Consider the following 17,888-nt stretch of genomic DNA (forward strand, 5'->3'; position numbering starts at 1 on the left):
GGAGGAAAGGCGCGCCGCACTGAATGTTTGTGCGCCCCCGCGCTGTCGTGTGGCCCGTGCAGGCCGGCGTACCGCAGCGGCATCGCCCCCTGCTCGCGCTGTCAGCCAGACCAGACGATGACGTATACTCAGCGTTTTCACCCTCAGGAACGGCCATGGATCGTCTGGATTGTGACCGCATGTTTGTCGCGGTACTGGAAATCGGCAGCTTTGCCGGCGCCGCAGTGCGGCTCGGCACCAGCAGCAGCCAGGCCTCAAAGCTGGTATCGCGGCTGGAACAGCAGCTGGGTGTGCAGCTGTTCAGGCGCAGCACGCGCGCGCTCTCACCCACCGAAGTCGGCCGCGCCTACTACGCCCGGGTTAAGCCGCTGCTGGAGGCGTTTGACACGCTGGATGCCAGCGTGCGCGACAGCGCGACCACGCCGACCGGCCGCCTGAAAATCAGCGCGCCCGGGACATTTGGCACCGCCGTACTGGCCGGCGTACTGGTGGGCTTTGCCCGTCTGTATCCGCTGATCGAACTGGACGTCAATTTCTCCGATCGTGCGGTCAACATCGTGGATGAAGGGTTCGACATGGCAATACGCATTGGCAAACTGGATGACAGCAGCCTGATTGCCCGCCGGCTCGGCGATGTGCCGGTTCGCGTGGCGGCTTCGCCTGCCTATCTGCTGCAGCATGGTACACCGCAGCACTGGCGCGATCTGGCGGCTCACGCGTGCATCAGCGATACCAACTTCCGCGATCCGTGGCACTGGCCGTTTGTGACCTCCTGCGGTGAGCCTGTCGCCATGCCGATCCGCGGCCGCCTCTGTTTCTCTAATACCGAAGCCTGTCTGCAGGCCGCGCTGGCCGGTCTGGGTATCGCGCGGCTGCCGGGTTTTATTGCCGCTCCCGCGCTGCAGCGTGGCGACATGATTGCGCTGCTGGAGGCGTTTGCCGCCCCACCGCTGGGCCTGTTTGCGCTCTATCCGCCTGCCCGCCATCTGGCGCAGAAAACCCGCCTGCTGATCGATTATCTCGCTGATTACTTCCGCCAGCATCCGCCGGGCTGATTCTTTCCATTTCGGAAGGAATCAAACGCGGTTTACCGGGATTATCAGCGCACCGCCTGCACGTTAGGATCCTGCTTTTCATCAGAAGGGGCAGAGCAATGCTGGTAAACGGAAAATGGAGCGCGGAGTGGCATCCGGTACAGGCCACCGATCAACAGGGCGGCTTTGTCCGTCAGACATCACAGTTCCGTCACTGGATTGCTGCGGACGGCTCCGGTGATTTCCCTGCCGAGCCGGACCGCTACCATCTGTACGTTGCCCTGATCTGTCCGTGGGCCTCGCGCACGCTGCTGGCGCGCAGCCTGAAAGGGCTGGAAAACGTGGTCAGCGTTTCCGTGGTGGAACCGCAGCTGGGTGCGCAGGGCTGGCGCTTCGGCGACTATCCGGGTGCCGATCGCGACTGGCTCAACAAGGCCGAGTACCTGCATGAGCTTTATACCCGCGCTGCGGCGGATTTCACCGGGCGTGCCACGGTGCCGGTACTGTGGGATAAAAAGACCCACACCATCGTGAATAATGAATCAGCAGATATTCTGCGCATGTTCAACAGCGGGTTTGGCGATCTGGCGGACGATCGCCTCGATCTTTATCCGGACGATCTGCGCGCGGAGATCGATCGGCTGAATGACGCGATCTACCCCCGTCTCAACAACGGTGTCTACCGCACCGGTTTTGCCACCACGCAGGCCAGCTATCAGCAGGCTTTTCAGGATGTGTTCAGCCAGCTGGACGAACTGGAAGCGCTGCTGAAAGATGGCCGCACCTTCCTGCTGGGCGAGCGCCTGACCGAAGCGGATATCCGGCTGTTTGTCACGCTGGTACGCTTTGACGCTGCCTATCATGGCCTGTTCAAATGTAATCTGCGCCGTCTGCGCGACTACCCGCTGCTTGATCGCTACCTGAAAAGTATGCTGGCGGTATCCGGCGTACGGCAGACAGTTAACCTCGACCATATCAAACAGGGCTATTATTCGATTAAGGCACTCAACCCGAATGGGATCGTGCCGGCGGGCCCGGATATGGCGGATTACGGATTATAAGGAAAAGCAGGATGGCAAAAGCGTTAGCGATCTTATTACATGGCGTGGGCAGTGACGGCGCGGATCTGGCAGTGCTTGGCCAGCACTGGGCTGAGGTGCTGCCTGACGTGGCCTTCGCGGCGCCCGATGCGCCCTTTCCATTCGAACATGCCATGGGCTTTCAGTGGTTTAGCCTGACCGGCATCACGCCAGAAAACCGGCCGGCCCGGGTGCGCGCGGCGCGTGACGCCTTTGATCAGACGCTGCAGGCGCTGATGGCGCAGCACGGCATGGCCGGCGCATGGGAAAAAGTGATCCTGGTGGGGTTTTCTCAGGGATCAATCATGGCGCTGGATGCGCTGGCTGCCGGACGCTATCCGCTGGCGGGCGTAGTGGCCTTTTCCGGTCGTCTGGCGTTTGACGGCGCGCTGACGCCGCGGCCCTATGCCTCCGCCCTGCTGATTCACGGCAAAGCCGATGACGTGATTCCCTTCAGCGAGAGCGAATCCGCCGAACAGCGTCTGCGCGCGGCGGGCGTCAATGTCGCGGCGTATTACGAGGCCGCAACCGGCCACACCATTTCAGCCCAGGGCGCGATGCAGGCGGCGGCCTATATCGCGCAGTGCCTGCAGGATTAAGGCCAGCAGCGGTTCAGCGCCTGCCAGGCGCGCTGCGCCGCCACGTCTGCCGGCTGGGCTTTCAGGTCATCGTTAAACACTTCGATCCCCACCGGCCCGCTATAACCGGCGCTTTTCAGCTTATCGACAAAGCGGCCCACATCAATAATCCCCTCGCCCGGCAACAGGCGCTGATGGCGCGCATACTCACTCAGGCGGGTTTTATCCTGTGGCGGTATCTCCGCCATATCACACAGCTGTACTTCATAGATACGATCGGCCGGAATGCCGTCCAGCTGCGACGCATCGCCGCCTCGCGCGCAGATATGGAACAGATCCACCACCAGCCCGATGTTGGGCTGATCCAGCCGTTGCAGACGCTGCCACGCCAGCGGCAGCGTGTTGTCCACGCTGCACCATGCCATCGGCTCATACATGATGCGCATGTTATAACGCGCCGCTTCGGAAGCCAGCCAGCGTAAATCCTCATCAATACGTTCCGGCACACAATCGCTGCGCGTGGTGGCCGGTGCCTGAATGGTGTCGCAGCCAATGGCCTGCGCCAGCTGGATAAAGGTGCGCAGCTCGGCACGCTTCTGCAGCCGTTCGCCCTCGGGTGCGCCGGTGAAGTCGCGCAGCACCTGCACATTGGTAAAACCGAGGCCGGCAGCAGCCACCCGCTGCGGCGTACTGGCCTCAATATCCTCACGCCATATCTCAACCTGCCCGAAACCAGCGTCACGCGCGGCGCGCAGCTTCTGTTCCGGTTCACCGTTTAACAGCACCAGGTTAAGGAATTTCGGGTTTTGCGGCATTCACAGGCTCCTTAATCATCCGGATAAATCGGTGGGGGTGCTCTGCCGACGGCACAGAACACCGACCAGTATCCCCCTCTTCCGGGGGATTTCAAGCGTACCGTTTATCCCAGCAGATTTACGGCAGCGAACCCGGCAAAGGTCATCAGCAGCGAACCAACAACGTGCACCATGACGCTGGTCATTGCCCACAGATACTTGCCTGATTGTAGCAAGGTGACAATTTCCGCCGAAAAGGTGGAAAAGGTCGTCAGCCCGCCGCACAGGCCGGTGACAATCAGCAGTTTCCAGGCGGGATCAAGCTGGGGGTTACGCATAAACCACGCCAGCGCGGCACCAATGATAAAGCCGCCGACCAGATTCACGATCAGCGTGCCGGGTGGCAGGCTGGGGAACAGGGCATTGAAGCGCAACGAAATCAGCCAGCGCAATGTGCAGCCAGCCGCACCACCCGTTATCACGGCACACAGTGATTTCAACATACTCTGAAGCTCCTGAAAGAGGATACGCGCAGGGCTGCGGCAGGAGGATCGCCTGACACACCGCCGCTTCCCGCGCAGGGATACGTGTGTTGTCAGGCGTCATCAGCCGTCTGATTACCAGAACGGCGGTTGGAGAAGGTGGAACGCCATCACCTCAGGCGCATGATAATACGCCGCCGGGCCGGGCGAGACAATACGGTGCCCGCGCTGCGGAAAGCGCAGGGCTGTCCGGCGATGGTCACCGCTGCGGGGACGCTGCCGGCTGGGGCGTGAAATGCACCACGCCCTTGATCAGCGCAGGATTGTTGATCACCTCCGCTTCGAAGACATCCGCCAGCGTGGCAAAGTCATAATGGCGGTTGAGCATCATCTCCGCGCGCAGCTGACCGCTGGCCATCAGCGCACAGACCTGGTCGAAATCCTCACGCGTGGCGTTGCGGCTGCCCAGCAGCGTGGTCTCCTTTTTATGAAATTCGGCATCGGGGATCACCAGATCGCCTTTATGCAGCCCCACATATACGATGGTGCCGCCGTGGCGGATATGCTTCACCGCCCCGTTCATCGCTGCCGGACTGCCGGTGGCATCAATGACTTTAGCGGCCAGCCGCCCGCCAAACGCCGCGCGCAGTGCGGCATCCACATTGCCGTCCAGCGGATCAATCGTCGCCAGCTGCAGCTGGCGCGCCACCTGTTCGCGTCGCTGTGGGCTGGTATCGGCCACCACCACCTGTGCACCGGCCGCTGCCGCAATTGCCGCGACACCAAGCCCAATCGGCCCGGCACCGACGACCAGCACCTGTTCATCCGCCACAATGGCGGCGCGGCGCACGGCATGGGCACTGATGGCAAAAGGCTCAATCAGCGCCGCCGCTTCCGGTGCCACTGCATCCACCACCAGCAGATTACTGGCCGGGACGCTGAGAAATTCGCAGAAGCCGCCATCCTGATGCACGCCAATCACGGAGAGTTGCTCGCAGCAGTTGGTTTTGCCACTCAGGCAGGCATCGCACTGCTGGCAGGCGACGTACGGGATCAGCGCCACGCGCTGTCCGGCGTGAAACCCCTGTACATCGCGGCCCGGCGTCACCACTTCGCCACAGAGTTCATGGCCCAGCACGCGCGGATAAGAGAAAAAGGGCTGGTTCCCAGCCCAGGCATGGATATCCGTGCCGCAGATGCCGGCCGTCAGGGGTTTGATAACAATTTCATTGGCAGCCGGCGTGGGCTTCGCGCGCTGTTGCCACACCAGCCTGCGCGGCTCGGCAACCACCAGCGTTTTCATTTCGGTCATGGGCATTCTCCTGTGCAGTTGTCGCAGTTATGGCGAATATCGGCCCGGGCGGTGAATTACAGGCTGTGAAGTGTGAAGCAGGCCGGTTTTTTTGGGCTTTGCGTGGTTTTTAATGGATAAAAAACCGGAGAGTGGTATGAGCCGTAACCCGAACCTGCGTCACAACGTGATTAACCAAATGCTGGAAGGCATTGCCCGCCGCCATATCCGCTCACCGCTGCCGCCCCAGGCGGCGCTGGCCGACATGTTTAATATCAGCCGCACCACGGTGCGCCACATGCTGCAGCACCTGCATCAGCGCGGCGTGCTGGAGAAAGTGGCAGACAGCTGGGTCATCGTGCGCGAGCCCGACGAAGACGATGGTTTTCAGGATCAGGTGCTGCCGGTTAATCAGCAGGCGCTGCAGTTTGAGCAGGCGTTTTTTAACCTGATTAATCAGCGTCAGCTGGTGCCTGGTGACCGCTTTACCGAGCTGCAGCTGGCGCAGCAAACCCACGTCAGTCCGGTGGTGGTGCGTGAGTTTTTGCTGCGCTTTATGCGCTATAACCTGCTGGAGCCGGTCAGGCGCGGGCAGTGGCAGATGAAAAAGTTTGATCAGGATTATGCCGGCAAGCTGTTTGAGCTGCGGGAAATGCTGGAAACGCACGCGCTGAATCGCTTTCTGAATCTGCCTTCTGACGATGAACGCTGGATGCAGGCACGTGATTTGCTGGATCGCCATCGCAGGCTGCGCGATACCCTTGCCAGCCACTACCGCCAGTTTGCTGCGCTGGATAAAGAGATGCACACCCTGATTCTCTCTGCGGCAAATAACCCCTTCTTCAACCAGTCGCTGGAGATTATTTCCGTGATCTTTCATTCGCACTATCAGTGGGATGAAAGCGATCTCAAACAGCGCAATATCGTGGCGCTGGAGGAGCATATGGCCATTCTGACGGCGTTGATCAGCCGTCAGGACGCGGATGCGCTCTGCGCGCTGCATGCGCATCTGGCGACGGCCAAAACGTCTATAATCCGTTCCCTGCGCCAGTACAATTAAAAACCGATTAAAAACCGCAAAGCATAAGCCCCCGCACGATTCAGAAACATGTTTGCAACACCCGCAGCGCTTTACTTCTAGTCTCGGAAGCACCCTCTGCGGCAGCCCGTTCGCTGCCGCAGATCCTCACATCGGATAACGATAATGAATGCCACCCGGGAGGTTACAATGGAAAAGACATCGACACCGACGCGCGACAGCGTGCCCGTCCCTGAGCGGGACAGTGCGGAATTCGTGCCGGCGCGTGGTGACGTGGTGCGCTCGCCGCGTATTCGTAAAATTCAGCTTACCGCCATGCTGCTGTTGCTGTTCGCGGCCATCATTAACTACCTTGACCGTAGCTCACTCTCGGTGGCCAATATGACTATCCGCGAAGAGCTGGGGCTCTCCGCCACTGAGATCGGCGTGCTGCTCTCCGCCTTTTCGCTGGCGTACGGGCTGGCGCAGCTGCCGTGTGGCGCCCTGCTGGATCGCAAAGGGCCGCGCATCATGCTGGCGATTGGCATGTTCTTCTGGTCGCTGTTTCAGGCCGCCGCCGGTCTGGTGCATAACTTTACGCAGTTTGTACTGGTGCGTATCGGGCTGGGTATTGGCGAAGCACCCATGAACCCGTGCGGTGTAAAAGTCATTAACGACTGGTTCAATATCAAAGATCGCGGCATGCCGATGGGCATGTTTAATGCGGCTTCCATGATTGGCTTATCCGTTGCGCCGCCGATTCTGGCAGCGATGATGCTGGTAATGGGCTGGCGCGGTATGTTCGTCACCATTGGCATATTGGGCATGTTCCTCGCCATTGGCTGGTATCTCACTTACCGCGACCGCGATAACCACAGGCTGAGCGGAGAAGAGATTCACTATCTGCAGGCGGGCAGCGTGGCGTCACGCAAAGCGCCGCTGAGCTTTGCCGAATGGCGCGGTCTGTTTAAGCAGCGCACCATGTGGGGCATGATGATTGGTTTCAGCGGCATCAACTATACCGCCTGGCTGTACATTGCCTGGCTGCCGGGTTATCTGCAATCTACCTACCATCTGGATTTGAAAAGCACCGGCCTGCTGGCGGCGATCCCGTTCCTGTTTGGGGCCGCCGGTATGCTGCTGAATGGCTATGTGGTCGATAAGCTGGTGCGGCGCGGCAGGGACGCGGTAAAAGTCCGTAAAGTGTCGATTGTCAGTGGCATGTTGCTCTCGGCAGCCTTTACCACCTTCGTGACGCGCGCCACCGAGACCACCAGCGCGGTGACGCTGATTGGCATAGCGCTGTTCTGCATTCACTTTGCCGGGACTTCGTGCTGGGGACTGATTCATGCCAACGTGACGGCACGCATGACCGCTTCCGTGGGCAGTATCCAGAACTTCGCCAGTTTTGTGTTTGCCTCCTTCGCACCGATTGTCACCGGCTGGGTGCTGGATACCACCCGCTCCTTCAGCCTGGCGCTGATGATTTGCGCCGGCGTGACGGTGGTGGGTGCGCTGGCTTATCTGCTGCTGGTAAGAAAGCCCATTACCGACGGCGCATAATCCGCCCCTGCCGTGATGTATTAAGCCTCCCGCCGGAGGCTTTTTTATGTGTTTGCCTGCGGCCTGTGCGTCGCCAAGCGAACGTTATTCCTCTCTTACCGCCAGCGCCTGCCTCTTCTGTTCCCTTATTATTCTCCGCAATACGCGGGCTAAGTAATATTTCCAGACAAAACTCAAAGATAATTTTTTATTTCGGATGAAGGAAATAAATTTATTATCCGAAAATGCATAAGCAGCGTTAAATAAATAAGATGAGGTAACGTTTTGTGGCTGGGATCATGGTTTAACGAAATAAATTAATTTACCGTGCAGTCACTGTGAATCGTCAGGAAGACGCAGGGTGACTGAAATGGATCGTCCACGTAAAGCGCTTTTTATTTCTTTTGATGCCGTCGCTTTATCCGGAATAACGGTAGAGGCCACGAAAATTGCCATCAGGTTATGCAAAGAGAATATCCGTTGCTACCTCGACCTGGGTTATGACATAAAAATCGATAAGGGTAACTTTGGTCGCGCCTATTCCCGTGAGGAAACCTCGGCATTATGTCATCATTTTACGCTGGTGCGTCATGACGCGATCCGGCAGGTCGCAGGCTATACCCCGGACAATCTGAAATATCTGCATGACAGATTAATTACCCGCTCTCCGCCAGCGCATAGCATGACAGAAAAAAAGCTGCTGGCAGAGACGAAAAAAATGGCGAATGCCGTCGCGGATAAACTGTGGCAAAAGTGGACGGAACTCGATATCGATTATTTGATTATCGAGAATGGCACATTGCCGGATAACATTATTTTTACCCGGGCGCTCTATCTGGCAATTGCCCGCTATGGCAAAGATAAACAGGCGGGTCGCTTTGTGCTCTGGCGCGATCACGATTTAATGTGGAACAGTGAGTCCACCTCGTCGCGCTACGGTGCTGCCCCGTGGCCGCATGCGGTGAAACCCCGTCCGTCACCCTATATTACCTACGTCACGCTTAATCAGGCGCTTGCTGCCCGGCTGTCGGCATGGTGCCAGCATCAGGCAGAGATCGGCGTGCTGCGCAACACCTATTGCTTTGATTCCGGCCGCCCGCGCAAGCCACTGCGTCAGCTCTATCAGCTGCAGCCGCAGGATAAAATCATTGCGCGCACCACCCGCCTGATTCCGGCCAAGCGACTGGATCGTGATATTTATCTGCTGCATGCTTTAAATAGAGCGTTAATCGACCGGCATCAGCCTTATCGCGTGTATTTAATGATAGCGGGCGATCCCCGGGAAGACCCGGAGCATGTCGCCACGTTAATGCAATTAATCAGCGCATTAAAACTCACGCCCTACGTTATTTTCTTCGGTGCCGTTAACCATGATTTTATGGAGCAGCATGCTGATGCCATTACCATTCAGGATATTTATGAAGCCTGCGATCTGGTGTCATTTTTAACCGCGTGGGATTACGACAGCTACGGTAATCCTGTGGGCGAAGCCATCAGCCATCAACGCTGTTATATCGCTACCCGCTATGAATATTATCACGAGGTTTATGGGCAATATGGCTTTGAAGGTGAGCTGATGGATATTTCGGCCGAAAACGACAATCTACCGGATGCAGACTTTATTCAGCGCGTGGCCGCGTTATTAGAAGATGATGCGCGGCGCGCCGCGATTGCCGCCCGTAATTATCAAAAAGGAAAATCCCTGCTGTCGGACGATATTTTCCGTCAGATATTTCATGTGTCGTAAAGGAGTCGCTATGGAAGCACAATATTTTATCTCGGTGGTGCTGCCGGTTTATAACGAAGCCGACCGTATTCACGCAGTGCTGGAATCGCTGCTGCAGCAGCACTCGCCGGGTGGATTATTCACGCTGGATAATCTGGAAATTATTATCGTTGATAATAATTCCACCGACAATTCAGTGGCCCTGGTACAGGCTTTTGCTGACAGGCATCCGCTGTTGCGCCTCCACCTGCTGCATGAAACGGTGCAGGGAGTCTCGTCAGCGCGTAAAAAAGGCATGGATGACGCTGCGCAGCGTGCCCGGCTGCGTGATGCCACCAGCGGCCTGGTGCGAAAACACTATATTTTATCCGCCGATGCCGACTGCACCGTCGATGCACGCTGGATTGATGAGCTGGTCGGCACCCTGATTACCCAACGGGGCGATCTCTGCACCTGCCATTACTACTATGCCGCGGAAGATTTTCGCGAGCGCCCGCGCCTGTACGCTGAGATAGAGAAAACGCTGCGCTGCCGGCACGTTTCGTTTTCGCTGTTTGGCGGTTTTCCTGACGGCAAAGGCTTCGGTATTGAAAGGCAGATGTATGAAAAAGTCGGCGGTATCGAAATTTTTTACCAGCTGAAAAACGGTGACTTTGTTGAGCATCTGTCGGATGACTGGGATTTCGGTATCAAAGCGATCGCCGCCGGCGCCAGACCGGTGTATGCACCGCGCTCGCGGGTAAAGATTAACAGCCGTCGCGTGGATAACCTGCTGCATGAGGTGATCGAGGGCGTGGCGTATGGCCATCGCGGCACCATCATTATGCGGGATGTCCGGCCTGACTCTGCCATGCTGACCTTTGTTAACGATATTACACCAGCGCAGGCGCAACAGGCCTGGCACTACTCCATCAAAGATTATGTGCCTAAAAATCTGATCCTGCCGGTGCTGCTGAATCCGGCCTTGCTGCGGGAAAATGCCGCGGTGATTGATTTCTTCACGCCGCCTGTCGCCGAACAGCTGTTTGTGCGCATTCATCAGATGATGCAGGAGATGAGCATCACCGATTTTCTGCCTATCCACAGTTATAAGACGCCCGCTTTTCGCCTCTATTTTGAGTTCCGCCATGCGCTGTTTGCTGCGCTGCGCCGCGCAGTGGGCGCAGAGATTGGCGAACCCCCGCCGCTGCCCGCCTGCCTGGCGCGGGTGCCGCAGGCCGATTTCAACCGTTTCGTCTGGTATTACTGTGAAGACCGGGAGTCCGGCGAAGCGCACAATTACTTTGCGAACGGAGGCGTATTCTGATGCGAGCGAACTGGCTGCAATCCCTGCAGGATATTGATCGCCACTATCCGCGTCCGGCGATATGTGATGTGCTGAGCCGGCCGGAAAACGCCGATCTGCTGGAATACGTGGTGCGCGATCCGTTCGGCTGCCACGTTTTTCCCGGCGACATTGATGACTTTCCTCTGCCCCATTTTTTCCGCGCCATGCAGGAAAGCCTGGCGCGCGCGCCTTATCTGCATCTCTGGGCTTATATCCCTACCTGCCGTTATAAGTGCCATTTCTGCCAGTTCCCTACGGTCATTGTGAACCCGCAGTCTCCGCGCGCACCGGCACTGTTCCGCGATGTCGTGGATCGCAATATACAGGAAGCCCGTATGTGGCTGGCGCAGTTGCCGGCGCTGAGCGAGGTGCCGGTCGGCGAATTTAACCTGTTTGGCGGCACGCCTTCCCTGCTGCCACCGGAAGAGCTGCAGCGGCTGATGCAATTCTACCGTGACAACTTTACTTTCCGTGACGCCACCCTGCGCTTTGAAGGCGAGCCCGGCACGCTGACGCGGCCCTTCCTGGCGCAGCTGCGGGAACTGGGTTTCAGTAAGCTCTCCTTTGGTGCGCAGTCGTTTTCTGACCGGCTGATCAAAGGCTGCGGTCGCCTGCATCAGGCAGAGACCTGTTATCAGGTGATCCGCGATGCGCGCGAACTGGGGTTTGCCTTAATCAGCGTAGATCTGATGTACGGCCTGCCCGCGCAAACGGTGGATGACGTGCGCGACGATCTGCAGCAGGCACGCGCGCTGGATTTATCCCATCTGGTTTTTACCAAGCTGCATATGAAGCCGTTTGCGGAAACCCGCACCGGCGTCTCTGCCGCTGGTGAAAATGCCTGGCAGCGCCGCGATGCCACGCTGCCCAGTCTGGGACAGCAGTATCAGATGCGCGCCCTGGCCGAGCAGTGGCTGGACGGTGACTATCTGGAGCATCCCACGATGTACTTTCATCATCGCTCCGCCGCCCCGGAAAAGTGGAAAGCGATGATTACCGATCTCGATCAGCAGGTGCCTGAAGTGGCAATTGGGCTGGGCGGCAGCTCCAAATGTGCCGGCGCTGAACTGATCAACCTGACCGATTACGCCGCCTATCAGCGCGCGCTGGACAATGGTCAGCAGCCGGTGGACTCCGTACGCGGTATGTCACCGGCGCAGCAGGCCATCAACGGCTGCAAGATGGCGCTATCCAGCCTGCAGCCGCTGGATGACGCGGTTTTCCGGCAAAAGTTTGGCGTCAGCCTGTTTTCCCAGCCGGTCATTGCCCGCGCGCTGGCAGAACTGCAGCAGCACGGCTTGCTGCATCGCCGTGACCAGACCGTGAGGCTGACGCCTGCCGGACGTGTGCTGGTCGAAGCTATTATCAACACCCGCTTTGATGCTTCCCTGAACCTTTAAGCTACGGCAACGCGCCCGGAGTCTGCTATGACCGCATCCGTTTACACGTTTTTCTATATTGCCATTGATAGTGAAGCGGGAGTCACGCCCCGCCAGTTTGAAACCTTTGTCCGGGAAAAAGGGGTACTGCTGCCCTGCTATCCTGGCTGGCGCTGGACGCTTTTCCGCGGTCTGCGCGGCGAGCGTACCGGCCAATACCTGATGCTGTTTGAAATGAACAGTGCCGCTCAGCGGGCACGGTTTATGCGGGATGACGGCGAGCTGACCGCCGAAGCCGTGGCGTTCTGGCAGCGCTATCCGCAAGCGGATGCGCTGCTGGCTGAATGGCGACAGCTGGCAAGTTTTGCCCGGCGTCCCACCCTCTTTACCCATTTTAATGTGCTGGCGGAAAACACGCGCAGCGATGTCGGGCGCGGCCCGCGTTTTGCAGCCAGCAGCGGCACCGCACGGATTCTGGGCACGCACTATCTGGCGCTCAGGCCTGGCGTACAGCCGCACGATTTTGAGCAGTTTATCGCGCAGCATGCCAGCCGTATTGTGGATTATCCCGGCTGGAAGTTTCATCTGCTGAAAGGCCACAGCGGTAACCGGCTGGATAACTATGTGGTGATGATGGAGATTGCGAGCGAAGCCGCGCTGACAGCGTTCTATCCACAGCCCGATATCGCCACCCCGCAGGCCGCGGCTTTTGCCCGCGCGCACCGCGATACCAAGCAGATGTATGAAGAGTGGAAGCAGCTGGCGTCGTTTTCCGGCTCGCCACAGCTTTACACCGACTATATCGCAGTAGCGGAAGCAGGCACCTGCGACTGAACCTGCTGGCGGGCAGCATGGGCGCATGCTTGCCCGGCAGGCGGCTCGCCACAGCTTTACACCCACTCTATCGCAGTGGCGGAAGCGGGCAGCTGCGACTGGACCTGCTGGCGGGCAGCTTGTGCACAGGCTTGTCCGGCAGGCGGCTCGCCACAGCTTTACACCGACTCTATCGCAGTGGCGGAAGCGGGCAACTGCGCCTGAATCTGCTGGCAGGCAGCCTGCGCGCATGATTGCCAGGCAGGCGAACCGCTGCGGGCAGCTGCGTCGCCCTGGTGTTATCCGATGGCGGCAGATTGTCCGGCAGAGACGTGGCAATCCGCTGCAGCGGTCGCCGTCGGATCAGGCAATGCGATGACGCAGGCGGCCGATTTTTTCGATTTCCACTTCAATCTCATCGCCCGGGAACATAAACAGCGGCGGCGTGCGTTTTTTTCCTACGCCACCCGGCGAGCCGGTGATAATGACATCACCCGGCGACAGCGGGCTGAACGCGGAGATGTATTCAATAATTTTAGCAACCGGATGCACCATGCTGGCGGTGGTATCATTCTGCACTTCACGCTGGTTCAGCCAGGTTTTGATGCTCAGCTGCTGCGGGTCGGGAATCTCATCTGCGGTGGTCATCCACGGCCCAAAGCCGCCGGTCTGCTGCCAGTTTTTACCGGCAGTGAACCAGGTGAACTGCATATCGCGCACGGTGGCATCCATAAAGCAGCTGTAACCGGCCACGTATTGCAGGGCGTCCTGGGCGTTAACCTGATAAGCCGCTTTGCCAATGATCACCGCCAGCTCCCCTTCGTAATCAAATTCCGCGGTGGTGGCCGGTTTCAGCAATGGCTGCTCGTGGGCGGCCAGCGAATCAGCGAAGCGGACAAACAGCGTCGGGGCATCCAGCGTCGCCGCAAACTCCTGACGCTTATCGGCGTAGTTCATACCGACGCAGAAGACTTTGCCCGGATTTTCAATGACCGGCAGAAAGCGTAGCGCGCTGAAAGGATAGTCCACCGGCTGGTGGCTGAACGCCGCCAGATCGCGCAGGCCGTTGCGCTGCAGCAGTGATTTCAGATCCGGGCAGTCCGCACCCAGACGGAGCGTCAGATCGATCACGCCGTCAGATTGCACAATGCCATAACGTTTGGTTGCCTGGTCACGAAGAGAAAAACTGCACAGTTGCATGACTGCCTCGTTATTATCAGAAAATGGCGCGCAGGGTACCAAAAGCCAGCCGGAAAAGCGGTATGACCTGAGGATAAAGTAATTAATGTTTGTGAGTTTTGGTGTCGGAAGACGTCATGCGGGGGTGATAACCACCGGTCGTTCCCTGACCGCGATTATCGAGGGTATAGCGTTACGCGCTTAGTGCAGCGCGCCCGGCGGTACGTGTTTAAAGGTTTCAACATAGGAACGAAACACGTAGCGGAAAAAACGTTTCATGAGACACCTGATTCAAAATTTGTTGAATGATTACGCGAAAAGTATAGATCCCGCGCGTTTTTCACGCAAATTTTTTTGAACCAGATCACAAAACGTCATTCAGTTGAAGAGGCCAAGGTGCTCAGAAAGGATGGTACAGCCGATGCTGATCAGCACCACACCGCCCAGCACTTCCGCCCATTTCCCCAGTACCGGGCCAATAAAACGGCCAACCAGTACGCCGGTCGTGGCCATGAGGGTGGTGGCTGCGCCGATGGTCAGCGCCGTTAAAACAATATTGACCTGCAGGAAAGCCAGCCCTACGCCCACCGCCAGCGCATCGAGGCTGGTGGCCACGGCTGTCATCGCCAGCACCATAAATCCGTGGCGCTGAGGCGCTTCGCAGGGTTCACCGGCCGTCTGGCGAAAACCTTCCATTATCATCCGGCCGCCCAGAATACTCAGTAATCCGAACGCGACCCAGTGATCCCACGCCATGATAAAGTGGCTGGCCGCAAGGCCGATAGCCCAGCCAATCAGCGGCGTTAACATCTCAATGGCACCGAAGATCAACCCCGTACGCAAGGCTTCTTTAATACCGGGGCGATGCAGCGACGCGCCTTTTCCCAGCGCCGCCGCGAAGGCATCCATCGACATGCCAAAGGCCAGAATCAGGGTTGCGATAAATGTCATGGTTTCATCATCAAAAGGCGGATAAGACAATGAGGGCTGCACTTTGTCCGCATTTCAGGTTCGTCAGTGAAAAAGTGCGCGCAGTCTAGCACGCAACCCCGCTAAAAAAAAGACAGTAAAATCATGGATTTAAGTATAGCAAAGGCTATAACTCTTAACTGCCGCTATTTATGCCGCTAAGTGAATGGAATAGAAGAATTTTCTGAAGGTGGTCGCTGCCGGGGATTGCACCGCAGCGCGGTTTTATGCGCTAATGCCCGCGCTAACAGATTTGGAATTGAGCCATGAAAAACCCGTTCGAAACGCTGATCATTCCAGGCGGCATTCTGCTGCTGGGCTTTCTTTCTGCGCTGCTGCTGCCTGCGCCTTCATTTGGACTGGCACTGGCCCGTCAGCTGCAGGAAACCCTGCATCTGCAGGATCTCAGTCAGCTTTACACCATCGTCTTTTGCCTGTGGTTTTTGCTGCTGGGGACGCTGGAATTTTTCCTGATTCGCTTTGTCTGGCGGCGCTGGTTTCAGCTGCGCTGATGCGGTCGGGTCAGCGTCTTTTCCTGTGACAGATGCGCCGGCTGTGCCCACTTTCAGAATCACATAAATGTAACATTATTTTTACAGAAAACCCCGAAACATCAGGCAACATAAAACCCCTGCCATCTGCCACTTTCGCCAATAAGCTTATTTTACAAAGGCTTAAGTTGTGAGCCAGCTCACTGTCTGAATTTTATCCACATACAACCCTGCAACAAACGGATGTCGCTAAGCGCCTGAAAAAGGGATAAAAATCCCTTATAGCAACCGTGCCAGATTGATTAATTCTTATGCTGAATCATTTCTGCATTTAAAAAATAAACAAACGTTTAATTCCGATACGAGAATGTTATATTCAGTGGCATATGCATAACGTGCAGTTAACCGTTATCGCCCCATGAATTTACCTGAATCTTAACCTTTGAGAGATAGCGCAACGCGCTCGTAAGAAGCGTGGCTATTTCGCCTGCGAACCTGTTGGGCTTCAGGTCAACAGAGAGAGGAGATGTCGCCTCATGAGCAACACTGCGGTAAACCTGGCGCTGGCCGCCGCTGGCATGGAAAGCGCAAACCTTCAGGAACGTAAAGACGTGGATGTCCTGCTGATCGGGGCGGGCGTCATGAGTGCCACGCTGGGCACCTGGCTGCAGGATCTGGAACCCGACTGGTCGATTGAGATGGTTGAACGTCTTGATGAGGTCGCGGTGGAATCCTCTAACGGCTGGAACAACGCCGGCACCGGCCATGCCGCGCTGGCGGAGCTGAACTATACGCCACAGAAAGCCGACGGCAGCATCGACATTGCCAAAGCCGTGGCGATCAACGAATCATTCCAGATTTCCCGCCAGTTCTGGGCGTATCACGTCCAGAAAGGCAACCTGCGCAATCCCAAAAGTTTTATTCACAGTACGCCGCACATGAGCTTTGTCTGGGGCGACGAGAACGTTGAATTCCTGCGTAAACGCTTCCAGGCACTACAGAAAAGCACCCTGTTCCGCGGCATGCGCTATTCCGAAGACCGTGACCAGATTCGCGAGTGGATTCCACTGGTGATGAAGGGCCGTGACGCGAAGCAGAAAGTGGCGGCCACCTGGACCGAAATGGGTACCGACGTTAACTTCGGCGAAGTCACGCGTCAGCTGATTGCCGCGCTGGAGAAAAAAGCCAACTTCCGCCTGCGTCTGCGCCAGGAAGTGCGCGATATCAAACGCCTGAGCGATGGTCGCTGGCAGGTGAGCCTGCATAATCTGGCCAGCGGTGAAAATCGTCAGCTGATTACACGTCAGCTGTTTATTGGCGCCGGCGGCGCGGCGCTGCCGCTGCTGCAGAAATCCGGTATTCCGGAAGTGAAAGGCTATGCCGGCTTCCCGGTGGGCGGTTCGTTCCTGGTGACGGAAAATCCGGACGTGGTGGCGCAGCACATGGCGAAGGTGTACGGCAAAGCCAGCGTTGGCGCGCCGCCGATGTCAGTGCCGCACGTCGATACCCGCGTGCTGGATGGCAAGCAGGTGCTGCTGTTCGGGCCCTTTGCCACTTTCTCAACCAAGTTCCTGAAGCAGGGTTCGCTGCTGGATATGTTTGGCGCGATGAACACCAGTAACCTGCTGCCGATGATGCAGGTCGGCCTGAAGAGTTTTGACCTGGTGAAATATCTGGTCGATCAGGTACTGCAGAGCGACGCCGATCGCATGGAAGCGCTGCGCGCTTACGTGCCGCAGGCAAGGCAGGAAGACTGGCGTCTGGTAACCGCCGGTCAGCGCGTGCAGATCATCAAAAATGATGAGAAAGAAGGCGGCGTTCTGCGTCTGGGCACCGAAGTGGTGACCTCCGCTGACGGCTCGATCTCAGCACTGTTGGGTGCTTCGCCGGGTGCCTCCACCGCTGCGCCAATTATGCTGGAGCTGATGGCTAAAGCCTTCCCGGAGCAAATGCGCTCGCCGGAATGGCAAACCAAAATCCGCACGGTTATCCCTTCGTGGGGACGCAAACTGAATGGTGACGTGGCGCTCACAGAGAAAGTGCTGGCCGAGACCAGCCGCGTGCTGCAGCTGGATTTTGCGCCGGTTGTGACACCGCTGGCCGCCAACGACGAAGCGCGAGAAACGGCGCACGTGGTCGGCAAATAGTGTACCCTGACCTGCAACGGCGGCCCGCCCGGGCCGCTT

17 protein-coding genes and 1 riboswitch are annotated in these 17,888 nt (G+C 57.7%); of the genes, 11 read left to right on the forward strand and 6 right to left on the reverse strand.

Translation table 11 applies throughout. The features are described from left to right. The first annotated feature begins 155 nt into the window (after positions 1–155). The 3 genes from D8B20_RS16415 to D8B20_RS16425 all read left to right on the forward strand — a co-directional run bounded on the left by D8B20_RS16415 (position 156) and on the right by D8B20_RS16425 (position 2,712). Positions 156–1,055: a LysR family transcriptional regulator gene (locus D8B20_RS16415; protein WP_145889969.1), complete on the forward strand. Its 900-nt coding sequence runs from the start codon at positions 156–158 to the stop codon at positions 1,053–1,055. Positions 1,056–1,153: 98 nt separating this feature from the next. Continuing rightward, positions 1,154–2,095, forward strand: coding sequence for a glutathione S-transferase family protein (locus D8B20_RS16420; RefSeq protein ID WP_145889971.1), 942 nt, complete (start codon positions 1,154–1,156; stop codon positions 2,093–2,095). Between the two features lie 11 nt (positions 2,096–2,106). Beyond that, positions 2,107–2,712, forward strand: coding sequence for an alpha/beta hydrolase (locus tag D8B20_RS16425; protein ID WP_145889972.1), 606 nt, complete (start codon positions 2,107–2,109; stop codon positions 2,710–2,712). Here D8B20_RS16425 and D8B20_RS16430 read toward each other — a convergent pair. The 3 genes from D8B20_RS16430 to D8B20_RS16440 form a co-directional block, all read right to left on the reverse strand. After that, on the reverse strand, positions 2,709–3,506 hold the full coding sequence (locus tag D8B20_RS16430) for a sugar phosphate isomerase/epimerase family protein (protein WP_145889974.1): 798 nt from the start codon (positions 3,504–3,506) through the stop codon (positions 2,709–2,711). The genes D8B20_RS16425 and D8B20_RS16430 overlap by 4 nt on opposite strands. A gap of 104 nt (positions 3,507–3,610) precedes the next feature. Further along, positions 3,611–3,988: a fluoride efflux transporter CrcB gene (crcB, locus tag D8B20_RS16435; protein WP_145889976.1), complete on the reverse strand. Its 378-nt coding sequence runs from the start codon at positions 3,986–3,988 to the stop codon at positions 3,611–3,613. 86 nt (positions 3,989–4,074) lie between these two features. Continuing rightward, a riboswitch (Fluoride riboswitch) is annotated at positions 4,075–4,151 on the reverse strand. A 75-nt stretch (positions 4,152–4,226) separates the two neighbouring features. Then, positions 4,227–5,279 carry a zinc-binding alcohol dehydrogenase family protein gene (locus D8B20_RS16440; protein ID WP_145889978.1) on the reverse strand — a complete coding sequence of 351 codons (1,053 nt, stop codon included), beginning with the start codon at positions 5,277–5,279 and terminating at the stop codon, positions 4,227–4,229. A gap of 136 nt (positions 5,280–5,415) precedes the next feature. On the opposite strand from D8B20_RS16440, the gene D8B20_RS16445 reads away from it, so the two are divergent. The 6 genes from D8B20_RS16445 to D8B20_RS16470 all read left to right on the forward strand — a co-directional run bounded on the left by D8B20_RS16445 (position 5,416) and on the right by D8B20_RS16470 (position 13,084). Continuing rightward, positions 5,416–6,318, forward strand: coding sequence for a GntR family transcriptional regulator (locus tag D8B20_RS16445; RefSeq protein ID WP_145889980.1), 903 nt, complete (start codon positions 5,416–5,418; stop codon positions 6,316–6,318). A gap of 168 nt (positions 6,319–6,486) precedes the next feature. Continuing rightward, complete coding sequence (locus tag D8B20_RS16450) at positions 6,487–7,839, forward strand: MFS transporter (protein WP_145889982.1); 1,353 nt, start codon at positions 6,487–6,489, stop codon at positions 7,837–7,839. Between the two features lie 349 nt (positions 7,840–8,188). Beyond that, positions 8,189–9,565 (forward strand): glycosyltransferase, encoded by a 1,377-nt coding sequence (locus tag D8B20_RS21745; RefSeq protein WP_145889984.1) that lies wholly within the window; start codon positions 8,189–8,191, stop codon positions 9,563–9,565. Between the two features lie 10 nt (positions 9,566–9,575). Next, positions 9,576–10,850, forward strand: coding sequence for a glycosyltransferase family 2 protein (locus D8B20_RS21750; RefSeq protein ID WP_145889986.1), 1,275 nt, complete (start codon positions 9,576–9,578; stop codon positions 10,848–10,850). After that, positions 10,850–12,271, forward strand: a complete 1,422-nt coding sequence (locus D8B20_RS16465; RefSeq protein ID WP_145889988.1) for a radical SAM protein — start codon at positions 10,850–10,852, stop codon at positions 12,269–12,271. Before D8B20_RS21750 ends, D8B20_RS16465 begins: the two co-directional genes overlap by 1 nt. A gap of 27 nt (positions 12,272–12,298) precedes the next feature. Next, positions 12,299–13,084: a hypothetical protein gene (locus D8B20_RS16470; protein WP_145889990.1), complete on the forward strand. Its 786-nt coding sequence runs from the start codon at positions 12,299–12,301 to the stop codon at positions 13,082–13,084. Positions 13,085–13,426: 342 nt separating this feature from the next. Here the strand turns inward: D8B20_RS16470 and D8B20_RS16475 are convergent, their stop codons facing one another. From D8B20_RS16475 to mntP, 3 genes are all read right to left on the reverse strand, one after another. After that, positions 13,427–14,263: a fumarylacetoacetate hydrolase family protein gene (locus tag D8B20_RS16475; RefSeq protein ID WP_145889992.1), complete on the reverse strand. Its 837-nt coding sequence runs from the start codon at positions 14,261–14,263 to the stop codon at positions 13,427–13,429. A 180-nt stretch (positions 14,264–14,443) separates the two neighbouring features. Then, on the reverse strand, positions 14,444–14,521 hold the full coding sequence (gene azuC / locus D8B20_RS22085; RefSeq protein WP_128600184.1) for a stress response protein AzuC: 78 nt from the start codon (positions 14,519–14,521) through the stop codon (positions 14,444–14,446). Positions 14,522–14,620: 99 nt separating this feature from the next. Continuing rightward, a complete protein-coding gene (gene mntP / locus D8B20_RS16485; protein WP_145889994.1) occupies positions 14,621–15,193 on the reverse strand; it encodes a manganese efflux pump MntP in 573 nt (190 codons plus the stop codon). Positions 15,194–15,477: 284 nt separating this feature from the next. Here mntP and D8B20_RS16490 point away from each other — a divergent pair, with 284 nt between their 5' ends. Further along, the gene (locus D8B20_RS16490; protein ID WP_145889995.1) at positions 15,478–15,723 is read left to right on the forward strand and encodes a DUF1158 domain-containing protein; all 246 of its coding nucleotides are present in this window, start codon (positions 15,478–15,480) and stop codon (positions 15,721–15,723) included. A 515-nt stretch (positions 15,724–16,238) separates the two neighbouring features. Then, the gene (locus tag D8B20_RS16495; protein ID WP_145889997.1) at positions 16,239–17,849 is read left to right on the forward strand and encodes a malate:quinone oxidoreductase; all 1,611 of its coding nucleotides are present in this window, start codon (positions 16,239–16,241) and stop codon (positions 17,847–17,849) included. Positions 17,850–17,888: the final 39 nt, after the last annotated feature.

This window comes from Candidatus Pantoea soli (assembly GCF_007833795.1).
GTDB lineage: Bacteria > Pseudomonadota > Gammaproteobacteria > Enterobacterales > Enterobacteriaceae > Pantoea > Pantoea soli.

Bases quoted from the DNA above. Each gene is read 5' to 3' on its own strand.
- D8B20_RS21750 (WP_145889986.1), top strand. From the start codon at position 9,576: ATGGAAGCACAATATTTTATCTCGGTGGTGCTGCCGGTTTATAACGAA.
- azuC (WP_128600184.1), bottom strand. From the start codon at position 14,521: ATGAAACGTTTTTTCCGCTACGTGTTTCGTTCCTATGTTGAAACCTTT.
- D8B20_RS16475 (WP_145889992.1), bottom strand. From the start codon at position 14,263: ATGCAACTGTGCAGTTTTTCTCTTCGTGACCAGGCAACCAAACGTTAT.
- D8B20_RS16445 (WP_145889980.1), top strand. From the start codon at position 5,416: ATGAGCCGTAACCCGAACCTGCGTCACAACGTGATTAACCAAATGCTG.
- D8B20_RS16495 (WP_145889997.1), top strand. From the start codon at position 16,239: ATGAGCAACACTGCGGTAAACCTGGCGCTGGCCGCCGCTGGCATGGAA.
- mntP (WP_145889994.1), bottom strand. From the start codon at position 15,193: ATGACATTTATCGCAACCCTGATTCTGGCCTTTGGCATGTCGATGGAT.
- D8B20_RS16470 (WP_145889990.1), top strand. From the start codon at position 12,299: ATGACCGCATCCGTTTACACGTTTTTCTATATTGCCATTGATAGTGAA.
- D8B20_RS16450 (WP_145889982.1), top strand. From the start codon at position 6,487: ATGGAAAAGACATCGACACCGACGCGCGACAGCGTGCCCGTCCCTGAG.
- D8B20_RS16430 (WP_145889974.1), bottom strand. From the start codon at position 3,506: ATGCCGCAAAACCCGAAATTCCTTAACCTGGTGCTGTTAAACGGTGAA.
- D8B20_RS16465 (WP_145889988.1), top strand. From the start codon at position 10,850: ATGCGAGCGAACTGGCTGCAATCCCTGCAGGATATTGATCGCCACTAT.
- D8B20_RS16425 (WP_145889972.1), top strand. From the start codon at position 2,107: ATGGCAAAAGCGTTAGCGATCTTATTACATGGCGTGGGCAGTGACGGC.
- D8B20_RS16420 (WP_145889971.1), top strand. From the start codon at position 1,154: ATGCTGGTAAACGGAAAATGGAGCGCGGAGTGGCATCCGGTACAGGCC.
- D8B20_RS16440 (WP_145889978.1), bottom strand. From the start codon at position 5,279: ATGACCGAAATGAAAACGCTGGTGGTTGCCGAGCCGCGCAGGCTGGTG.
- crcB (WP_145889976.1), bottom strand. From the start codon at position 3,988: ATGTTGAAATCACTGTGTGCCGTGATAACGGGTGGTGCGGCTGGCTGC.
- D8B20_RS21745 (WP_145889984.1), top strand. From the start codon at position 8,189: ATGGATCGTCCACGTAAAGCGCTTTTTATTTCTTTTGATGCCGTCGCT.
- D8B20_RS16415 (WP_145889969.1), top strand. From the start codon at position 156: ATGGATCGTCTGGATTGTGACCGCATGTTTGTCGCGGTACTGGAAATC.
- D8B20_RS16490 (WP_145889995.1), top strand. From the start codon at position 15,478: ATGAAAAACCCGTTCGAAACGCTGATCATTCCAGGCGGCATTCTGCTG.